17 protein-coding genes and 1 tRNA gene are annotated in these 22,068 nt (G+C 32.9%); 16 read left to right on the top strand and 2 right to left on the bottom strand.

Going from position 1 to position 22,068, the window contains the following annotated elements:
* Positions 1–28: 28 nt before the first annotated feature.
* The 11 genes from ACSVH9_RS04895 to ACSVH9_RS04845 all read left to right on the top strand — a co-directional run bounded on the left by ACSVH9_RS04895 (position 29) and on the right by ACSVH9_RS04845 (position 14,151).
* Positions 29–1,693 carry an RNA-binding domain-containing protein gene (locus ACSVH9_RS04895; protein WP_438062730.1) on the top strand — a complete coding sequence of 555 codons (1,665 nt, stop codon included), beginning with the start codon at positions 29–31 and terminating at the stop codon, positions 1,691–1,693.
* A 125-nt stretch (positions 1,694–1,818) separates the two neighbouring features.
* Positions 1,819–3,753, top strand: a complete 1,935-nt coding sequence (locus ACSVH9_RS04890; protein ID WP_438062729.1) for a DEAD/DEAH box helicase — start codon at positions 1,819–1,821, stop codon at positions 3,751–3,753.
* Positions 3,746–4,939, top strand: coding sequence for a GIY-YIG nuclease family protein (locus ACSVH9_RS04885; RefSeq protein ID WP_438062728.1), 1,194 nt, complete (start codon positions 3,746–3,748; stop codon positions 4,937–4,939). Before ACSVH9_RS04890 ends, ACSVH9_RS04885 begins: the two co-directional genes overlap by 8 nt.
* 202 nt (positions 4,940–5,141) lie before the next feature.
* Positions 5,142–6,446 (top strand): SIR2 family protein, encoded by a 1,305-nt coding sequence (locus ACSVH9_RS04880; protein WP_438062727.1) that lies wholly within the window; start codon positions 5,142–5,144, stop codon positions 6,444–6,446.
* A complete protein-coding gene (locus ACSVH9_RS04875) occupies positions 6,439–8,202 on the top strand; it encodes an ATP-binding protein (RefSeq protein ID WP_438062726.1) in 1,764 nt (587 codons plus the stop codon). The genes ACSVH9_RS04880 and ACSVH9_RS04875 overlap by 8 nt, the downstream gene beginning before the upstream one ends.
* A gap of 307 nt (positions 8,203–8,509) precedes the next feature.
* The gene (locus tag ACSVH9_RS04870; RefSeq protein WP_438062725.1) at positions 8,510–8,959 is read left to right on the top strand and encodes a LexA family protein; all 450 of its coding nucleotides are present in this window, start codon (positions 8,510–8,512) and stop codon (positions 8,957–8,959) included.
* Positions 8,959–10,221: a Y-family DNA polymerase gene (locus tag ACSVH9_RS04865; RefSeq protein ID WP_438062724.1), complete on the top strand. Its 1,263-nt coding sequence runs from the start codon at positions 8,959–8,961 to the stop codon at positions 10,219–10,221. The genes ACSVH9_RS04870 and ACSVH9_RS04865 overlap by 1 nt, the downstream gene beginning before the upstream one ends.
* Before the next feature lie 176 nt (positions 10,222–10,397).
* On the top strand, positions 10,398–11,762 hold the full coding sequence (locus ACSVH9_RS04860) for an AAA family ATPase (RefSeq protein ID WP_438062723.1): 1,365 nt from the start codon (positions 10,398–10,400) through the stop codon (positions 11,760–11,762).
* Positions 11,763–11,766: 4 nt separating this feature from the next.
* Positions 11,767–12,621, top strand: a complete 855-nt coding sequence (locus ACSVH9_RS04855) for a DUF4435 domain-containing protein (protein WP_438062722.1) — start codon at positions 11,767–11,769, stop codon at positions 12,619–12,621.
* A gap of 108 nt (positions 12,622–12,729) precedes the next feature.
* Positions 12,730–13,389, top strand: coding sequence for a hypothetical protein (locus ACSVH9_RS04850; protein WP_438062721.1), 660 nt, complete (start codon positions 12,730–12,732; stop codon positions 13,387–13,389).
* Between the two features lie 126 nt (positions 13,390–13,515).
* Positions 13,516–14,151 carry an SOS response-associated peptidase gene (locus tag ACSVH9_RS04845; RefSeq protein WP_438062720.1) on the top strand — a complete coding sequence of 212 codons (636 nt, stop codon included), beginning with the start codon at positions 13,516–13,518 and terminating at the stop codon, positions 14,149–14,151.
* A gap of 312 nt (positions 14,152–14,463) precedes the next feature.
* Here ACSVH9_RS04845 and ACSVH9_RS04840 read toward each other — a convergent pair.
* Positions 14,464–14,543 (bottom strand) — tRNA-Leu (locus tag ACSVH9_RS04840).
* Between the two features lie 281 nt (positions 14,544–14,824).
* Between ACSVH9_RS04840 and ACSVH9_RS04835 the strand changes: the two genes are divergently transcribed.
* The 3 genes from ACSVH9_RS04835 to pth all read left to right on the top strand — a co-directional run bounded on the left by ACSVH9_RS04835 (position 14,825) and on the right by pth (position 17,452).
* On the top strand, positions 14,825–15,766 hold the full coding sequence (locus ACSVH9_RS04835; RefSeq protein ID WP_438062719.1) for a ribose-phosphate pyrophosphokinase: 942 nt from the start codon (positions 14,825–14,827) through the stop codon (positions 15,764–15,766).
* Between the two features lie 117 nt (positions 15,767–15,883).
* Positions 15,884–16,495, top strand: a complete 612-nt coding sequence (locus ACSVH9_RS04830) for a 50S ribosomal protein L25/general stress protein Ctc (RefSeq protein WP_438062718.1) — start codon at positions 15,884–15,886, stop codon at positions 16,493–16,495.
* Positions 16,496–16,840: 345 nt separating this feature from the next.
* Positions 16,841–17,452, top strand: a complete 612-nt coding sequence (gene pth / locus ACSVH9_RS04825) for an aminoacyl-tRNA hydrolase (RefSeq protein ID WP_438063032.1) — start codon at positions 16,841–16,843, stop codon at positions 17,450–17,452.
* A gap of 58 nt (positions 17,453–17,510) precedes the next feature.
* Here pth and ACSVH9_RS04820 read toward each other — a convergent pair whose 3' ends face one another.
* Positions 17,511–20,168: a zinc-dependent metalloprotease gene (locus ACSVH9_RS04820; protein WP_438062717.1), complete on the bottom strand. Its 2,658-nt coding sequence runs from the start codon at positions 20,166–20,168 to the stop codon at positions 17,511–17,513.
* A 330-nt stretch (positions 20,169–20,498) separates the two neighbouring features.
* Between ACSVH9_RS04820 and ACSVH9_RS04815 the strand changes: the two genes are divergently transcribed.
* Together ACSVH9_RS04815 and ACSVH9_RS04810 are read left to right on the top strand one after the other, a co-directional pair.
* The gene (locus tag ACSVH9_RS04815) at positions 20,499–21,446 is read left to right on the top strand and encodes a bifunctional riboflavin kinase/FAD synthetase (protein WP_438062716.1); all 948 of its coding nucleotides are present in this window, start codon (positions 20,499–20,501) and stop codon (positions 21,444–21,446) included.
* A 97-nt stretch (positions 21,447–21,543) separates the two neighbouring features.
* Positions 21,544–21,981, top strand: coding sequence for a hypothetical protein (locus ACSVH9_RS04810; protein ID WP_438062715.1), 438 nt, complete (start codon positions 21,544–21,546; stop codon positions 21,979–21,981).
* Positions 21,982–22,068: the final 87 nt, after the last annotated feature.

The raw sequence follows: 22,068 nt of genomic DNA, 5'->3' as shown, positions 1-22,068 counted from the left end.
AGGCCACAAAAAAATAAATCCATTAAATATGACCAATCTAGATTTAATCATATTAATTGACGAGTTAAGAGCTTTACCTAAAGAAAACGAATGGGTAGAGTTTAAAACCGGCAATGTAACTACGAACGATAAACTGGGTCAATATATCTCGGGTTTGTCCAATGCAGCTTGTATTGCCAATCAAGCGTTTGCTTATTTAGTGTTTGGCGTAAATGATGAAACACATCAGGTAGTAGGAACCAATTACAAATTCAAAAACCGTAAAGAAGGAAACGAGGAATTAGAATTGTGGGTAAGACGGTTTTTAAACCCTTCAATTAAGTTTGATCATTTCTCTTGCGATTACGATACTAATTATTTGGAAATATTCAGAATTCCTGCTGCTATTGGTGAGCCCACCACTTTCAAAAATCAACCTTATATCCGTTTTGACAGTAGCTTAACCGATTTAAAAAAATATCCACATTATTTAAGAGCCATTTACAACTCCCAAACGGATTGGTCCGCACAAATTGTCGAAAAGGCAACCATCGATGATTTGGATCCAAAAGCCATCCAGTTGGCCAAAGAAAAATATAAGGAAAAAAACACCAATGCGGCTTTCTATAATGAAATAGACAATTGGACCGATAAAACGTTTCTGGATAAACTAAAAATTACCATTGATGGTAAAATTACCAATACGGCAATTATTCTGTTAGGAAAACCGGAAACGGCTCATTTTATTTCACCTGCGGTAGCACAAATCACCTGGAAACTCGATACTGAAGAGAAAGCGTATGAACACTTTAGTATGCCTTTGTTTTCGGAAATAAATGCAATTCTATCCAAGATAAGGAACGTAAAATACAAATTCTTTCCCGACAATCAATTAGTGGCTACCGAGGTTATGAAATATGATTCCGAAGTAATATTAGAAGCCTTAAACAATTGTATTGCTCACCAAGATTACAGCAGACATTCCCGAATTTTGTTAACCGAACAAATCAATAAATTAATTTTCAGCAACGAAGGAAGTTTCTTTGAAGGCACTGCGGAAGAATATTCTGCTGGAGAGAAAACACCAAAAAAATACCGTAACAAATGGTTAGCCGAAGCAATGGTAAACCTTAATATGATTGATAGTTTGGGATACGGTATTCATAAAATGTACAAAAGCCAACGCAAAAGATATTTCCCATTACCCGATTATACTAAATCAACCAGAGACAATGTGGTATTAGAGATTTACGGACATACAATTGACGAAAACTATTCTAAATTATTAATAGAGAAGAAAGATGATTTAAATTTAACAGAAGTTATTCTTTTGGACAAAGTGCAGAAAAAACAAGAGATTACAGACGATGGAGCTAAATTATTAAAGAAAAAAGAATTTATAGAAGGCCGAAAACCTAATTATTATATATCTGCCGAATTAGCCGAGATTACAGGAGAAAAAGCAGGCTATATACGCAATCGTGGATTTAAAGACGAACATTATAAAAAAATGGTTTTGGACTATTTAGATAAATATGGATATGCGTCTAAAGAAGATATTGATAAACTTATTTTAGACATACTCCCCAATATTTTAGACAAACATCAGAAAGAAAATAAGGTCAAGAATCTACTTTATACCATGCATAAAAAAGACAAAACCATTGTAAACAAAGGAACTCCAAGGAAATCTCGTTGGGAAAAGTTTGTCTAAAAAGGGTGTAAATTAGATGAACTTTAGATGAACTTTAGACGAACTTTAGATGAACTTTAGATGAACTTTAGATGAACTTTAGACGAACTTTAGACAGTAACCTCTTCAAAATAATTCAATAAACCATGCCAGATATAGTAAAGGTTAACTACCAAAAAACAGGAAATAGCACGAAAATCAACACCATGGGAATGCGAGAAATGCAAACCCGTGCCTTTGAATCGCGTGATGCACAGTATCTTTTATTAAAAGCGCCTCCAGCATCAGGAAAATCCCGTGCCTTGATGTTTTTGGCATTGGATAAAATAATCAATCAAGGAATTAAAAAAGTCATTGTGGCTGTTCCGGAGCGTTCCATAGGGAGCTCGTTTTCAAAAACAGATTTAAGAAAAGATGGTTTTTTTGCCAACTGGGAACCCAACGACAATTACAATTTATGTACCCCTGGTGATGATGGAAGCAGCAGTAAAGTAAAAGCTTTCCATAAATTCATGGATAGCGAGGAGAAAATATTGATTTGTACACACGCTACATTACGCTTCGCTTGCGAAGAGTTAGACGAAACCAAATTCAACAATACGCTGTTAGCCATAGATGAATTTCATCACGTTTCTGCTGATGCCAACAATAGGTTAGGCGAATTGTTAAAATCGATTATGGACAAATCCTCTGCGCATATTGTAGCGATGACAGGTTCCTATTTTAGAGGGGATTCTGTGCCAATTCTTACGCCGGAGAACGAAGCCAAATTCACTAAAGTAACCTACAATTACTACGAACAATTAAACGGTTATAACTTCCTGAAATCATTAGGAATCGGATACCATTTCTATACAGGGAAATACACATCCGCAATATTGGATATTCTCGATACCGATAAAAAAACAATCCTCCATATTCCAAATGTAAACTCAGGTGAATCTACCAAAGACAAACACAATGAGGTCAATTTTATTTTGGATGCCATTGGTGATGTAATCAAGCAAGATTCTGATACAGGAGTAATTCATATCAAACGACACAGCGATGGCAAACTATTGAAAGTAGCCGACTTAGTGGAGGACAGTGCTAGAGAAAGAGACAAAATTGTAAACTACTTGCGAAACATCAAATCGGTTGATGATATGGATTTGATCATTGCATTGGGCATGGCCAAAGAAGGCTTCGACTGGCCCTTTTGTGAGCACGCTTTAACGGTGGGTTATCGAGGTTCATTAACGGAGATTATCCAAATTATTGGACGCTGCACCCGAGATAGCAACAATAAAACACACGCTCAATTCACTAATCTTATAGCCAGTCCAGAGGCCATTCAGGACGATGTAAAAGTAGCCACCAATAATATGCTGAAAGCCATTACAGCTTCTTTATTGATGGAACAAGTATTGGCACCCAACTTCAAATTCAAAACAAGGTTAGACAATGATGATGAGGAAGCAATGCCAGGCGAAATTAAAATAAGAGGATTTAAAGCTCCAAGCTCTAAGAGAGTAAAAGATATAGTCGAATCGGATTTGAATGATTTAAAAGCATCCATTTTACAAGATGATGCGATGCTGAAAGCGATGCCGGGAAATATTGACCCAGAGGTTATCAATAGGGTGATGATTCCAAAAATCATAAAAATTAAATACCCTGAATTAACAGAGGATGAAATTGAAGAAATCCGCCAATATGTAGTTGTAGATTCCGTAATCAAGTCGGGGGAGATAAAAGAAGTGGGCGACCAACGATTTATTCGAATGGCAGATAAATTTGTAAATATTGAGGAGTTACATATCGACCTTATCGATACGATTAACCCTTTCCAGAAAGCCTTTGAAATTCTTTCAAAATCAGTAACCACAAAGGTCTTAAAAGTTATTCAAGATACCATTGAAGCGACTAGAATAAAAATGGACTTTGAAGAAGCTAAAATTTTATGGCCAAAAATTGTGGAGTTCAAAAAAATGTATGACAAAGAACCGAGTCTAAATGCTAACGATCCCTTGGAAAGAAGAATGGCTGAATGTATTATTTACTTGAAAGAAGAAAAAAGAAAACGAATGGCAAATGGATAAGAATAAAGTACTAGACGATATTTTTAACAATGATGAGTTTGACATTCTGAATGTTAAACCCAAAATGGCTACTGCTCGGAATGCCGATGAACGACTAACAGCTTCATTTGGGGAAATAAATGATTTTTTTGCAAAACACAATAAAGAGCCACAACCCAATCCGGCTAACATTTCGGAATATCAATTGTATTCCCGACTAAAAAGCATTCGGTTAGATATTGAAAAAATGCAATCTTTGAAGAACCAAGACATTCACGGATTATTGAAGGTGCAAGCAAAAAAAATCGATTCAATCGATGATATTTTTAATGATGACACCTTTGATTTATTAGAGGATGATACGGATTTGTTTGATTTTAAACATACCCCAAAAACGGATGATAGAATTGCAACAGATTTTGTTGCAAAAAGAAAACCACTAAAGGATTTTCAAAAATATGAACCTTTATTCAAAGAAATCCAATCCGATTTAGCAACCGGTAAGAGAAAATTAGTGGATTTTAAAATGGATAATTTGCGGGTTGGCACCTATTATGTTCACAATGGAGTATTGTTTTTATTAGAAGAAATAAATATTACAAAAAAAGAACATTACCGTAAAGATGGAACAAGAGTTCGTGAAGATGGGCGAACCAAATGTATCTTTGAAAATGGTACGCAATCCAATATGCTCAAACGTTCTGTTGAAAAAATACTCTATGCCAATGGTAAAGTAGTTTCAGAAAACATCGAAAAAGTAAACGAAAACTTCATTGAAAGATTTAGTGATATTACTGATGAAGATGAAGCCTCAGGATTTATTTATGTGCTAGGTTCCAAAAGCAAAGACGAGAGAATAGCCCAAATTGAGAATTTATACAAAATTGGCTATTCTAAAGTTACCGTAGAGGAAAGAATCAAAAATGCGGAAAAAGACCCAACCTATTTGATGGCTCCCGTGAGAATAATTACTTCATGGAAATGCTACAATATGAACCCTCAAAAACTAGAACAATTGTTGCATAATTTCTTTGGTAAAGCCTGTCTTAATATTGACATCTTTGACGAGAATAAAAAGCGCTGTACTCCTAGAGAATGGTTTATAGCACCAATTGGAGTTATCGAACAAGCCATAGAATTAATTATTAGTGGAGAGGTAGTGAAGTATCGGTATGATGAGGAGAATATGGTTATAATTGGAATTTAAGAATTTATGTAAATCATTTTTTTCCCCCTATTAAAAAAAAGTGTTTTTCACAAAATTGCTGCCTTTATTAAAAAGTAGTTTAAAGGTGTTGAGGGTTATTACAAAATGAATCTGATATATCATAAATGCCCCATACCGAAATGTGTTGTTTCGCTTAATTGTTGAAGTATTGAGGTTTTAAAAATAAGGATTAAAAAAAATTATGGGTAAACAATATATTTATTTAAATGGCAAAAAATCAGTTGAAATAGAAAGTATAAAATCAGATCAAGAAGGAGTTGATGAAACGATTGATTACAATATTTATATTGATGACAATTTGCATAAGTTTGATGAAGGAACAACGCATGATGGTAAATTAAAGTTTGCCATTTCTAAAAAGAGAGAGAAATATGCGGAATTTTTGAATAATCAGTTCGAAAACTTAGTAGTACTAACTGGTGCAGGTTCTTCAGTTGGTATTGGAAAAGATATTCTATGTGGAGAAAAAACTATAGAACGAAAAGGAAGATTATTAGCTCAACTTTGGGATGATGTCAAAGAAATTATTTCAGAAGAAACACTTCATGAATTTTGTAAGCTAGTAAAGTATGAAGATAAGTCTAAAAATGAAGGCGAAGATGAACAATATGTAAAAAACCTAGAAAAGCTACTTTCCTTAGCGAATATCTCTAAAAATTATGTTGAACATATTCCAGATGAAGGTAAAGAAAAAGTTGTCATTGAGAATGTAATTAAAAAAATTGAAGAAGTTATAAAAACAAATTGTACTCTAAAATTACCTGAAAATGCTCCGCATACTCTTTTTATTGAAAAAATAACTAAGCGTAAAGTAACACTTCCTAGAGCTAAAATTTTCACTCTAAACTATGATACTTTATTTGAGCAAGCTGGTAGAAAAAAGAATTTCACTATTATTGATGGTTTTTCATTTTCACATCCAAGAACTTTCAGTGGTCGAAATTTTGAATTGGATATAGTTTCAAGAAATTCAAGTCGTGTAAAAGAAGAAGACAACTTCATTCAAAAAGTATTTCATTTATATAAACCACACGGTTCAGTTGATTGGACAAATGAAGAAAACCAAATTATTCAAAAAGATGAACCTGACAAATCATTAATGATTTATCCAAAAGATAGTAAATATGAAAGTTCTTATGAGCAACCATATTTTGAAATGATGTCACGTTTCCAACAAAATGTAAGAAATGAAAATACATTGTTGATTTGCATTGGTTTTAGTTTTAACGATAAACATATTGTAACGGCTATTGTTGAAGCTTTAGAACAAAACCCAGGATTTCAATTAATGGTGGTAAACAAAGGAATTGATAATTGGTCAAAGTCATTTAACCCAATTTTTGAAGCAGCTAAAATTCACAATAACATTGTATTAGTTGATGAAGTCTTTGATGACTTTGCTAAATATTATCCCGATTTAAAATCATACAATCAAGAAGATGCGAAAAAGATTATTCTCAATTTAAACAATTCAAAGCATGAGTAATAATCCGTTTAATCATAGTCATTTTATTGGCTATATCAATCAAGTTACTCCTCAATATGTAAAGGTTCATTTTCCGTCATCAGTATTGATGAAGTCATTTACGTTTTACGGTGAAGAATTGAAAGGTGGATTGGTCGGTAATTATGTCGTCATTGAAGGCGAGAAATATGGTTTTCTTGGAAAAATATTAGAATTAAGTTTACCAGAAAAAGAAAGACTTGAACTAAGTGAAAAATCATTTAACACAAAAGAATTTCATCCAACTGGAAAAATAGAAATTTTATTGTCTTTTGAGCTTTTTGAACCATCAAACATAGATAAAGGATTAAATTCCTTACCAATGATTGGTGCAAAAGTATTTATTTGTTCTTCTAAATTTATAAAAGGATATTTCAAAGGTTTTGGAGTAAAAAAAGTACATAAAGATACAGCTCCAGTAATTGAGTTAGGAAGATTAACTTATGATAAATCAACAATTGTTGAACTATCTCAACAAGCAATTTTTGGAAGACATTGCGCAGTAGTAGGAACAACGGGTGGTGGTAAAAGCTATACGGTTAGTAAATTAGCTGAAGGGATTATAAATAATAACAACAAAGCAATTCTAATTGATCCAACAGGAGAATATTCTAATTTCGATAACATAGCTGGGAAAACAACAGCACCTTTAGTACTTTCTAATGATGCTTTTTTACACTATTCCAATTTAACGATTTCAGATTTATTTGTTCTGTTGAGGCCCTCAGGTCAGGTACAAGCTCCAAAACTTTTAGAAGCCATCAAATCGCTTAAAATTTTAAGAATATTAGAAAATAATATTGATGGGGAGTTTATTACTAAGCCAAATGACAATACTTTCTCGATTAAAATTTCAAATGAAATAAGAGAAAATATTTATGTAAAAGATAATAATATTTTTAAGTCAGGTCAACTTATGAGACCTTTTAATAGGGTTTACAATAAATTCATTGAGCAAATTGAAGGTATAAATTCAGATTTTGATATAAGAAATTTAAGCTTACAAATCACAAAAGAATGTGTTTATGATGTTGATAGAAATGACAGTAAAAAATGGGGAGGAAATAATGATACACACTTAAATAATTGCGTGAGTTTGATTTTGAGAATAAACAATCTAATTAATAATCCTGATTTCAAAAAATTATTTGGTTTTGACAAACAAAAAAATGATGCATCCGAACTAATAAATGGGATAAATAGTTTTCTTGATGATGATAAAAATATTTTGAGAATTGGTTTTGAAGAAGTAAGTTTTGATTTTCAAGCAAGGGAAATATTAGCAAATGCAATCGGAAAATTTTTACTTGAATTAGCAAGAAAAGAAAGGTTCAAAGAAAAGCCTTTAGTATTATTTATTGATGAAGCTCATCAATATTTGAACAAGAAAGTTAAGGATGAATATTTTGATGTTACTGAATTAAGTTCATTTGATAACATAGCAAAAGAGTGTAGAAAATATGGATTATTTCTTTGTATTGCTACACAAATGCCTAGAGATATTCCAAATGGGACATTAAGTCAAATAGGAACTTTCATTACTCATAGATTAATAAATCATCAAGACAAAGAAGCAATTGCAAATGCTTGTTCGTCAGCTAATCGTGACACATTATCATTTTTACCAGTTTTAGGCTCTGGAGAAGCAATATTAATGGGTGTTGATTTTCCTATGCCAGTTATGTTAAAAGTTGAAATGCCGTTGATTAAACCAAAATCTGATACACCTTTGTTTTAGTTTAAAAATGTATCTTATTTAATTACTTACCCGATAGCGGATTTGCAATCCGTGCCCTCAGTGATATAACAACTGAAATAAAATCCTAAAAAAAACCCCTAAATTTGATAAGCAAATAGCATATAATTAGGCTGTACGGACAGCTCGCGAGCTGTCTACTGCTATCTGGCTATAGAGCAGCTATATTGTTTTTTTAGAAACAAAGGCATTCACGCAACACCCAACACCCGAAAACAGTTTCCCCCCGTTAATAACTATTTCCCCGCAATTCTAAACAAGCAATAGGTATGTTCTCTAATTTTGTAAAATGAAATTAAGAAGTCTACATCATTCAACAACATTAGAATTTTACTTCCCAGATTATTCTACTGATTTACAATTGCCATATATAGACGCAGGTATTAGCGCGGGTTTCCCATCGCCCGCTGATGATTTTATAGAGCTTTCCATCGACCTAAATAAAACATTAATCAAGAATAAAGACACTACTTTTTTTGCAAAGGTTAAAGGTCATTCTATGAAAAATGCTGGAATTAATGATGGTGATTTATTAGTGATTGATAGAAGCTTAGAACCTCAAAATAATAAAATTGCAGTATGTCAAATCGATGGAGAGTTTACTGTAAAAAGAATAAAAATAGAAGAGGGTGCGATTTGGCTTATTGCCGAAAATGAAGAATATAGACCCATAAAAGTAACTGCCGAAAATGATTTTATCATTTGGGGTATAGTAATAAATTGCATAAAATATTTTTAGTGTTTGCGTTAGTTGATTGTAATAATTTCTATGCTTCTTGTCAAAGAGCATTTGAACCTCATTTAAGAAATAAACCAGTGGTTATACTTTCGAATAATGATGGTTGTGTTATTGCACGTTCCAACGAAGCCAAAGCACTAGGTATTCCTATGGGTGCTCCAGCATTTGAATATAAAAATATCTTTGAAGCCAATAATGTATTTGTCTATTCTTCAAATTATGCGTTATATGGTGATATGAGTTCAAGAGTGATGAATATCCTAACAAGGTATTCACCAGATATCGAAATTTATAGTATCGATGAAGCTTTTCTAAAATTCAAAGGTTTTGAATTATTTGATTTGCAACAAATAGGTTTGGATATGCAACGAACGGTTACCAAAGGCACAGGTATTCCTGTAAGTATTGGTTTTGCACCAACCAAAGCATTGGCCAAAGTAGCTAATAAAATAGCAAAAAAGTACCCTGAAAGAACCCAAAGTGTTTATGTGATAGATGATGATCAAAAAAGAATTAAAGCACTTAAATGGACTAAAATAGAAGATGTTTGGGGGATAGGCAGAAAACACGCAAAACGATTACAAGCTAAAAAGGTTTTCAATGCTTATGAGTTTACTTTACTACCTGATGAGTGGGTTCGCAAAGAAATGGCAGTAGTGGGATTAAGGTTAAAGCACGAATTACAAGGCAAACCCACTTTAGATTTAGAGCGGCCAAAAAGTAAAAAGATGATTGCCACAACACGATCCTTCGAAAAGCCAATGTCCAAATTGGAAGACATCGCTGAAAGGGTAGCAACATTTACTGCATCTTGTTCAGAGAAATTGCGCAAGCAAAATAGCCATTGCAATATGATTATGGTTTTTGTGCACACTAATTATTTTCGAAAAGACCAGCCACAATATTCAAGAAACATTATAATAAATACTGACTTTCCAACCAATTCAACTATAGAATTAAACCATTACGCTCAAATTGGATTGAAAGCCATTTTCAAAGAAGGTTACCACTACAAAAAAGCAGGTGTGATCGTTTTGGGATTAACGCCTAACAACGAAACACAATTATCATTATTCAATATGTCTAACCCAAAGCATCAACCATTAATGAGTGTGATTGATAAAATGAATAAAAGTTTTGGTACAAATAAAGTAAAGTTTGCCTCCCAATCTCTGGGAAGACAATGGAAAATGAAACAAGAAAAACTTTCTCCTTGTTACACCACTAGAATCAAAGAAATAATCACGATCAAAGCTGAATAGTGTACTAAAAGTTGTATATATTTGGAAGACCAAAAGTTTGCTAAACATTCGTAAAGCAACATTATTTTAGGTGTATAAGTGAATGTTTGTAACGACTATATTCTAATTAGCTACAAATTAAACGAAAAGTTAAGGAATTTAATGAAATTTTAATCATAAAAATTGAAAAAAAAGATATGCAAATTGAAAAATTAGTAATAACAAACCTTCACGGATATATTAATAAGGAAATTGATTTTAACGATGATTTGACTTTATTAGTTGGGATTAATGGCTCTGGTAAAACAAGTATTCTGAATGTAATTAATTGGGTCATCAGTCCATCTTTACCAAACTTATGCGTAACAGAATTTGAAAAAATCGTACTTAATTTTACTTTTAAAAAAACAGCTTACGAAGTTACTTGCGAACATCACAAAACAACTTTTAGTTATAAAATTAAAACTAACAAAATTCAATACCATCCATTAACAATTCGTATTCATCAGTCACCAAGCACTATAAAAAACGATACCATTCTTAGAGATAGTTTAATCCAAAATTATACTGGATTAGCACCTGATGAAAAAGAAAAAGAAACTTGGGAACTAATTTCAAACTTTCCAAATCCTACAATTATTGGTCTTGATAGAAATTTATATACAGAAGAATCATCAGAACAAATTTATTATGAAGAAGGCATAAAAGGTAGGTTGATTAGAAAACACGCAGGAAATGTTACAAGTCCATTAGACAGAGTTAAAGAAATAATTAATAAAGAGTATCGAAAAAGAAAAAATGCTATTCTAAATCTTACTAACGGTTTAAAAAATCATTTAATGCTATCAACTTTTGATGGGAGTATAACTCAAGAATCATTACACGCTGGAATCAGATACAAACTTAACTTAAGTCAAATAACCAATGCGGAAAAACGAGTAAACGATTATTTTGTAAAATTTGAAGAGAATTCAATAACTCTAGATGAACAAAAAACAATAGCCAAATATTTTTCACAATTAAAAGAAATTACAGTACAATATCAGTCTGAACCAACTAGTGAAATTGTAAAACTTCTTTATGGGCTGAATGCTAATCAATTTATAAAAGTAAGGAAACTACTAAAAGAGTTTGAAAATTTTGAAGCAGAGTCAATTAGAGAAATGAGTCAAATACAAGATTACATAGATGTTCTAAATCACTTTTTAAAAGATAGTGCAAAAAAAATATTATTTAAAGAAGACACTTCTGAATTAACATTCAGTACTTTAGACAAAAACGGCAAAGTTATAACCGAATATAAAGACATTAACTATTTATCTTCTGGAGAACAACAAATATTAATTCTCTTTTCATATATTGCTTTTAACAGTAAAGACGGTCGCATATTTATTATAGATGAGCCTGAATTATCATTACATATAAAGTGGCAAGAAGATTTTTTAGAAAAACTTAATAAAATCACACCCAAATTTACACAATTAATATTAGCTACTCATTCACCAATTCTCGCAGGAAAAAGAAAAGACAAAACTGTAGTATTATTACCATATAATGTATAGCGCTATGAATGATGGATTTCCTGAATTAACCGATTCATTTTTATTGGGACAAGATATTATGTATACCCAATTTAATAATATTAACTTTTATGTTGAAGATACAGATCAAGAACATTTTTATTTCAACATTTTGAAAAAATTATTTCCAAATATTTTATTTGAGAAAATATTTCCTTTAAATGGTAAAGGCAACGTTGTAACGGCAGCAAAAGAAACAAATGGAAACAAATCAAAGGTTTACATTGTTGACCTTGATTTTGATGAAATACTAAATATTAAGGAAAATGAAGAAAATCTATTTTATTTAAGAAGATATTCTATCGAAAACTATTTATGTCATAAAACTGCAATTTTTGAAATAATAAGAGAAAAAACACCAAAAATTAAAGATTCTGAAATTGAAGCTCTTTTCGATTTGGAGGAATTAAAAAAACAATGGAAAATTTTACTCACCGACCTAAGTTCAACTTTTATAATTATTCAAAAATATTCTTTAGGCAAAGAATACTTTGGATTAAATTGTCCAAGAGATTTTGATATTCGAACAGTCCCTCCAATTATTAAAAATCAACATTTACCAAATTATCTAAATGATGTTGAAATTCTACTAAAAAATATTGATAATCGTTTTAGCTTAAATGCGCAAATTAAAAAATTGAAGTCTAATTATAATAATATTGCAAACGCAGTTATAAACATTCCAGGTAAGTATATATTACTTTTATTAAAACATCAGCTTGAATCGATGAAATTAATAAACCAAATGAATTTAGAAAGTTTTACTTACAAACTATCAAAAGACTCCTGCGTAAATGATCTGTTATATTTGAAGAATGAAATAAACGATTTTATAAGATAATCTGCTGCTAACACACGCACAAGCAATTTGGGTATTAGGCTTAATTTAGCCCCAAACCCGCTGAAATGAAAGAAAATTTTAAAAATCCCCTAACTATAACAATATACAATGGATATTTTTCAAAAGCATCCTTCAGGGATATTAACCAGTTTATATGATAAAAAAAATTATCAAGGCTCCAATCCTTTCGAAGCCAGAGTTTTATTAGTTGGTCGTGATCCCAATTGGGCAATGAATATTGAGGAATTAACCATTTTTGATATGGTAAAAGAATACTTATCTGATGGAGTATCATTTTGGAAAAAGTATAAAATTCATCATCCATTTTTACACCAATCTTATAATGGGGAAGGAAAAAAATATCATAAAGCAATTTCAAGATTAAACTTGGGTAGTAGTTTTGCTGATAAAATATCTTTTGTTGAAATCATTGGTTTTCCAACTACTGGAATGTCATCTACGAATTACAAATTGTTTAATGAGTACCTTTTGTCTTCTGAGAACAAAAATCATTTGAAAGAGCTTGATGAACTTTTTAATAATCCAGAGAAGTTAATTTTTCTATCCTGGGGATTAATAGACTATTTAAAATATGTAAATAAAAAAACAGGATTGTTCCAAAAATTTACAAGCATAGATAAAAATTCTATGGTTAGAACAGATTTAAATAAAGTCGGTAATATATATTTTCACAAACATTTTTCTATGGGGATTAGTACTGCTACATTAGATAAAATATCAACAGAAATAAAGCAAAATCTATTATAAAGCCACAATCGATTAATTTCAAAATCATTTCTTAAATTTGATAGGTACATTGAATATGATTCAACATCTTTTGCAACTAGCGTGCATTCCTTTTATTACTAAGGCTAATCTTCAAATCTAATAATAATGTGCTTCCATACCAAACAATCCAAAGCAGCTATTGAAGTAGAGAAACGATTCAAAGCCAAAATCGATAAGATAGCGCTATTCCAACCTAAGGAAAATATAAATGGGTTTGATTTCGCATTAAATCCTATAATTATTGATGAACAACCGGAAGTAATTACACATTATAACTGGGGCTTAATTCCCTCTTGGTCCAAAGACGAGGAAATAAAAAAGCTAACCCTCAACTCTAGAATTGAAACTATTACAGAAAAGCCCTCATTTAGAAATGTAGTTAACCAACGTTGCTTGGTAATCGCAAATGGGTTTTATGAATGGCAATGGCACGATACCAAAGGCAAAAATAAATCAAAGTTTGAAATTGGTATTGAAAACGAAGAACTATTTGCCTTTGCAGGTTTGTATTCAAAATGGCAAAACCCAACAACAGGACAAGAAAAAAACACCTACACCATTGTGACTACTGAGGCTAACCCTTTAATGGCAGAAATTCATAACATCAAAAAAAGAATGCCAATTATACTTCGTCCAGAAGATGAACAAAAATGGTTGCAACACGAGCCTATTCAAAAATTCGCATATCCCTATGAAGTGAAATTGGTAGCCAAAAATCTTAATTTCAATACCCTATTTTAAATACTGCTCTATTAAGTTATAAATTAAAGTTCGGAGATGTCAATCCTTTCGTGTGAATTAAGAAATATACTTCAGCTTTAAAAATAATGAAGTTCCTACATTTTACTTTTGTAGGTGCTTTTACATTTCATTACACATTCCTACTGTACACTTTCAATCTCGGCACAAACAAAAACCAAAAAAACCAACAAGATGCAGGTCTTTTATTTGTAAGACAAGCAGAAAAAAAGACACAAAAAATAAAATGTCCCCTATTTCGTCCCCAAATAAAATAAAAAAACCTCATAATCAATCGATTACGAGGTTTTAAAGTACCCGGAGCCGGAGTCGAACCGGCACGGTTTCCCACAGGTGTTTGAGACCAGCGCGTCTACCAATTCCGCCATCCGGGCTTAGCAGACTGAAATAACAACAGTTATTTCTCGCAATAAAGAGATATTTAGTGGTAGCTAAACGTCTTTTTCTTTAACACGGTGCAAATGTAAAAAATAAAATTAAATGTTCAACTAAAAATACTTAAATTTTTCCTTTCAGTCTTGAATAAATTTTCTAAATTTGCACCTCGTTAAAACGACACACACTAACTAACTACACCCGAGGCAAATACAATAACCTTTTAAATATTTTTTTTAAGATCAATTGTAGTACCCATCGGAATTAAACAACAAATTAAATGTCACACCTAGAACCTGAAGCTAAAATTTTTGCTTGTTCACAAAGTGTATATCTTGCAGAGCAAATTGCAAAAAATTACGGAATTCCTTTGGGAAAAGTTACCCTAGCTAAGTACAGCGACGGAGAATTTCAACCTTCTTATGAAGAGTCAATTAGAGGATTACGTGTGTTTATCGTATGCTCTACATTCCCAACGGCAGACAATTTGATGGAATTATTAATGATGATTGATGCAGCCAAAAGAGCTTCAGCAAGACACATTACCGCTGTAATTCCTTATTTTGGTTGGGCTAGACAAGACCGAAAAGACAAACCAAGAGTTCCAATTGGAGCTAAATTAGTAGCTAATTTATTAGATGCTGCAGGGGCAACCCGAATCATGACTATGGATTTGCACGCGGATCAAATTCAAGGATTCTTTGAAAAACCGGTAGATCATTTATTCGCTTCCACGATCTTTTTACCTTATGTAAAAAGTTTAGGATTAGAAAACTTGACCATCGCCTCTCCAGACATGGGAGGTTCAAAAAGAGCTTATGCTTATTCTAAATTCCTAGAATCAGACGTTGTTATTTGTTACAAACAAAGAAAAGTAGCCAACGTTATCGACACTATGGAATTGATTGGTGAAGTAAAAGGAAGAAATGTAATTCTAGTAGACGACATGATTGACACTGGAGGAACACTAGCAAAAGCAGCCGATTTGATGATCGAAAAAGGCGCTTTGAGTGTTAGAGCCATTTGTACACATGCTATTTTGTCTGGTAGTGCTTACGAAAAAATAGAAAATTCAAAACTAAGCGAGTTAATCGTTTCGGATTCTATTCCATTAAGAAAAGAGTCTAGCAAAATAAAAGTGTTAAGTTGTGCACCACTTTTTGCAGAAGTAATGCATATGGTACACCACAACAATTCCATTAGTGGAAAATTTATAATGTAGCATTAGTGAATAGTACTTAGTCATTAGTAATTAGCAAAAAACAAGGCTAATCACTAATAACCAATTACTAATCACTCCAAAAGAAGAGTTTAATTAATAACTATTTAAATATTTAAAATGAAATCGATTACAATTAAAGGATCAGAAAGAGAAAGCGTGGGCAAAGTGTCAACTAAAGCCTTACGTAATGCTGGATTGGTTCCTTGCGTATTATACGGAGGAAATCAGGCAGTTCATTTTTCAGCGGAAGTTATAGCTTTCAAGAACTTGGTTTACACTCCAAACGCGCACACAGTTGTGATTGAGCTTGGAAATGGTAAAACCTACAATGCAGTTTTACAAGACATTCAAGTACACCCAGTGTCTGACAAAATCTTACACATCGATTTTTTCCAAATCCACGAGGATAAAGAAATCACAATCGAAGTTCCTGTAAAAATCATTGGTAACTCTAAAGGAGTTATGGCAGGTGGTGATTTGCGTATGAACAACCGTAAATTAAAAGTAAAAGCTTTACCAAAAAATCTTCCTGATTATGTTGAAGCTGACATTACTCCATTAGATATGGGTAACAAATTGTATGTAACTAAAGTACCTACACCAAACTTCAAAATCATGCACCCAGAAAACACTGTTATCTGTCAAGTGAAGATTTCTCGTGCGGCTATGAAAGCAGCTCAAGAAGCAGCAAAAGCAGCAAAAGCTCCTGCAAAAGGAAAGAAAAAATAATTTTTTTCAATCATTATATCAAAGCGCCAGTTACACAACTGGCGCTTTTTTTATTCTGAACTTGTTTTAATCTTAACTTGTTTCAGATTCTATAATTCATAATTTTAATTAGAAGCACACCTCCCTTCTATTAATCACTAATCCTCCTGCTGTACGCTGTATCTTTACTGCCGAACCCCGTCAGCAAAGGATGCCGCTCCCATCAGGGCTAAACTACACGACTCCTTTCCATAACAATTACAGACTTTCAATTTAACTTCTGCACTAAATACACTATTTTTGCAGCTTCATAAAATAGATTCAAATTTTGTTTCTATCACGAAAAAAGTAGTGATACAAAGCAAAATAAAACCAGTGGTTCACGAACACCAAAATAATATAGAGAAAGTGAGTAAAAAGTTTTTAATAGTAGGATTAGGCAACATCGGCGCCGAATATGTCAATACCCGTCACAATATTGGTTTTAAAGTACTCGACTTTTTGGCTAAAAAAGAAAGTCTAGATTTTCAAACCGTAAAACTTGGGGCTTTGGCAGAATACAAGTTCAAAGGGCGAACTTTCTTGCTTTTGAAACCCAATACCTATATGAATTTGAGTGGCAAAGCCGTAAAATACTGGATGGACCAAGAAAACATTCCACTAGAAAACATAATGGTCATTACAGATGACCTTAACCTTTCTTTTGGCACCATCCGCATCAAAGGCAAAGGAAGCGACGGTGGCCACAACGGATTAAAAAACATCAATCTTATCTTAAATACCCAAAATTACACTCGCTTCCGTTTTGGCATAAGCGACCAATTCAAAAAAGGACAACAAGTAGATTATGTTTTAGGAGAATGGGACGAACAAGAAAAAGCAGCGCTTCCTGAACGATTAGAAATAAGCACAGAAATTATCAAATCGTTTGGCACCGCTGGACTTAACAATACGATGAATAGCTTCAATGGAAAATAAAAAAAGGGAAACATTATTTTGTTTCCCTTTTCTGTTTTTATAAAGACCTAAATAACAGTTATTGAATGACTATTTTTTTCACTTCTTTTCTGTCACCATCTTCAACGGTGACTACATAAACTCCAGCCATTATCTTTTTCAAATCAATCGACTCACTAAAATTAGCTGTGGTCTCGTATTGCTTTTGATACACTTTTCGTCCTAACACATCTACTACCGAAACTACAATAGGCAAACTAGACACACTAGAAAACTCAATTTTGAAATTACCATCTGAAGGATTTGGGAATAATTTAAAATCGGCGATACCCAATTGCTCCGTTCCCAAAGTCGCCTTTTGCGTACAAATCGTCACTGAAGCCGAACTAATAGTACCACTATCGTTGGAATAAGCATCTCTAACTCGCAAAACCCAAGTTCCTGCTGGATTTTGGGCATTAAAACCACTCAACAAATCAGTAGGCGTAATGATTTGAAAGGCACTATTAGCACAATCAATAAGAGTACCGCTGTCATCAATTTTTAAAGTCAATGGAATTGTTGAACTACCGCAAACCCTTTGCAGCAATCGCACCGTAGTATTCTGTGGACTAACAATTTCTAACTCTACATCAGACATATAAGTATGCGACAAAGCAACTTCAACATCAACATTAGTAATATTACCCAAATCAGCAGGCACCACAATTTGTCTTGTTGTATAACTACTTTCTCCATCAGGAATAGTTATGGGGGCTGAAAAAGTATACGTATTACAAGCAGAAACAGTAGTATATCCAATAGCAAATGGAGTAGGATTCATTGAATAAAAAATAGAATTGGTAGGCTCCACCAAAACCCTACAATTCAATGCAGTCACATCAGGCACCACAATAGACTGTGAGCCATCGTTAGGTGTATTGGCAATTAAAGTAATTGGAAACGTAAGACCCCCATCAGTAGACAATTTAATATTCACATTGGCTGCACCAGATAATACATTAGTACCATTTACATTCCAAGTAATGGTTTGCGTAGACCCTTGAGTCCAACTTAAGTCGGTACTCGCTTGAGAAGTTACTTCAAAAGGACCTGCTGTACCACTCACAGTTACCAACATCTCATCAGAAGCGGTTTGACCAGACCCCAAAGCCGCGTTATCTCTTGCAGTAAAAACAAAGGTCAACGTTCTACCTATGCTACTCAATGATTCCCACGGACTGTTAAGTTTATTGCTTAAAACATTACCATAAGATGGAAAATAGCGAGTCAACGAAGCTGTTGGCAAAAATGATCGAAACAAAGGCCCATCAGCCTTATCAGCTATAGCTAAACTATTACCTCCTGAAGTAGTAACTGCTGTATCATTTTGCTCCCAAACATAAGTAAAAGAACCAGTAACAGTTCCGCTTGTAGTCCCTTTCAAAACAAATGGAGTGCTTTTGGGAATAGTGTAATCAGGTCCAGCATTTACCCCAAATACTGCAGTGGTTATAGCTGTCTGAACTGGACATGTTTTCGGAGCTAAATTTTGTTGAATTTGATTAATACTAACAAAAGCAAAATAATCATCCGAATTGGATTGAACATCATAATCTGTAATTCCAGCATAACCCATAACAGTAGAACCGCTTCCTGGCTCGACATTAGTACCAGTATCTTCGATATCATATGAGAAAGTATGTGTAGCACCTAATTGATGCCCAAATTCATGTGCAACAAAGTCAATATCAAAAGTATCTCCCTCAGGCTTACTATTAGAAGGAGAAGTATAAGCACTTCCCTTACCCGAATCACACACACAACCTATACAACCAGCATTTCCTCCCCCACCAGAAGCGCCAAACAAATGGCCTATATCATAATTAGCTTCGCCAATGGTATTTGTCAAAGTAGTTTGAAGTTCTTGATTCCATGCCGTTGGCGCTTTACCTCCAGTTACCGCTGTATAAGGATCTGTCGATGGATTTATATAAATAACCTTACTATTATCTGCAATAATGACCAACTTTAAAGCTAAATCTCTATTAAAAACCCCATTAACTCTAGTCATTGTAGCATTCATAGCCGCCAAAGCACCTTGGACAGTTCCTCCGTGATAAGTAGCATACTCACCAGTGCAAGATAAAGCCAAACGCATCGTACGAAAAACACGATCACTAATTTTTGTCTTTGCTGTTTTAGATAATAAACTTGAGGTTAAATTTTTTTCATCGGTAGTACAATTCAAAGGCAATTCACCTTTGGCTTTTTTATCCGATCGGTATAAAACATACTTTTGAGTCTCACCTTTTATCGGCTCCATAAACTCAGCTGGTTGACCATTGCTGCGTAAAACCATAGTTTGTATTCCTTTTTCTGAAGTGCTGAAATAAACTGTGGCATTAGGATCTGTAATCCCCTTTCCACTAAACGACTGAATCGTGGGAAATTGTGCCTGTAGTGCTGGATCAAAATTGGAAGTTTCCCAAATTAAAAAACGCTCCATTGTACCATGTGCATTAGGGAAACTAATTATTTCTTTGGCGGCATCTACTCTCTTTTCTCTGGTTACTGCCAAAGTTGTCTTCAAATTTTCAACATTCAATTCATACATGCCTTGATTGTCTCTTTGATCTGTAGCTTGACTTCTACCAGAAATTGAAGCCGTCGAAACACGTTTCCAAAAAACTTTATCTTGAGCTTGAACAAGAGTTGAAACACAAAATAAAACCAAAAAAAGTATCTTTTTTTTCATTAATTTATGGTTTTGAGACATTAAAGTTACTATTTTTATTTTTATGACTCCTAATATTTGAATAGAAACATTACAAATTTTTGTGTTATTTATTATGAAAAATAAAAAAATTTAACAAAAGACCATTGATAAAACTTAAAGTAAAAATACTATTAACATAAATAATTAAAGATTCGTTTCGTACTCAAAACCATTCTATTCATCAAACAAAATTACTACTGAATCAAAATTCGAACCGGTAATCCTTTCGTCTTACTTCAAAATCATACTTTAATATTGCCGCTTTTCAAAATAGATAGTATAAATTTGCAGCTTTATAAATTAGTCATTTTGAAGATTTTTCACTCGATAAACGAATTTGTTGCTACCAAAAAAACGATTCTAACTTTAGGCACTTTTGACGGTGTTCATTTTGGACACAAAACCATTTTGAAAAAAGTAACACAAGGCACGATGAATGGCAACTACGAAAGTGTAGTACTTACTTTTTTTCCTCATCCTAGAATGGTGCTCCAAGAAAAATCGGAAATAAAGCTATTAAATACCATTGCTGAAAAAATAGAATTATTAGAACAATTAGGTATCGAAAACTTAATTATTCATCCTTTTGATACTACTTTTTCTCAGTTAACTGCCGAAGAATTTGTTAGAGACATTTTGGTCAATCGTTTCAATATTCAAAAAATTATTATTGGATACGATCATCGTTTTGGAAGAAATAGAACAGCAGATATCAATGATCTGATTACCTATGGCAAAACCTATCACTTCGAAGTTGAACAAATCACAGCTCAAGAAATCAATGCCATCTCTGTTAGTTCAACCAAGATAAGAACTGCCATTTTAGAAGGCGAAATAGACTTGGCTAACGCTTATTTAGAATATCCTTACCCTATTTCTGGACAGGTAATACAAGGTAAACAATTAGGCAGAACCATTGGCTTCCCCACAGCAAATATTGCCATAGCAGAGGATTTTAAATTAATTCCAAAAAATGGAGTATATATTGTAAACAGCATCATTAACGATCAGCTGGTTTATGGAATGATGAATATTGGCACCAATCCGACAGTTGGAGGCGAGAAACAAAGTATAGAGGTTCATTTCTTAGACTTCAGTAAAGATTTATACAATCAATCCGTTAAAATTTCGATTTTGCATCGTTTACGCTCAGAACAGAAATTTCAAAATATTGATTTTCTAAAAGCACAATTGGCACTTGACGAAAGCACTACAAGAGAATATATCACTACCAATCAACTACTTAACAAAAGTTAATCTTTCTTAAAATAAGTTTACAGTCGTTTTTTTGAGTAACTTTATTGCTATTGAATTCATTTTCAACATACTAAAGTATAACTTAAAAAACTACATTATGAAAATTTCAAAAGAATTTCAGAACGGCTTTCTTATTTTTTTGGGTATTGCCATTTATTTTTTGTTCATGAACTTAGTTGGCCTATCAGATGTTTTCTACCTGCGTTTATTCAACACGCTTTTTGTATTGTATGGCGTGAATCGAACCATTATGATGAACATTCACGATGGAGAGGTTCTCTTGGCTAACAATGCAAAATCCGCTATGAAGACTTCCCTAATTGGTGTTTTCCTTAGCATTATAGGATTGATTATTTTTAGCTATTTGCAAGGAGGAGATCAATATGTGCAATCGCTTTCTAAAACATTTCTTTTTGGCGGAAATCCATCTGTGATGACCTATAGTATTTGTTTGCTATTTGAAGGAATTGCCTCAACCGTTGTAGTAACAATGCTACTTCTCTTATATTGGAACAATCGATTGGTAACGGACTAACTTCTCGCCAAATAATACCGCTTTTAGCCTGCCTAGATTGTTACTTCAAAACAAATTGATTACTTTTGTGGCACTAAAAATGCACCT

This window comes from Flavobacterium sp. RSSB_23 (genome assembly GCF_051547145.1).
Taxonomy (GTDB): domain Bacteria; phylum Bacteroidota; class Bacteroidia; order Flavobacteriales; family Flavobacteriaceae; genus Flavobacterium.
Note: the sequence above shows the minus strand (reverse complement) of the source record. Positions and strands in the feature narration are given on the sequence as shown.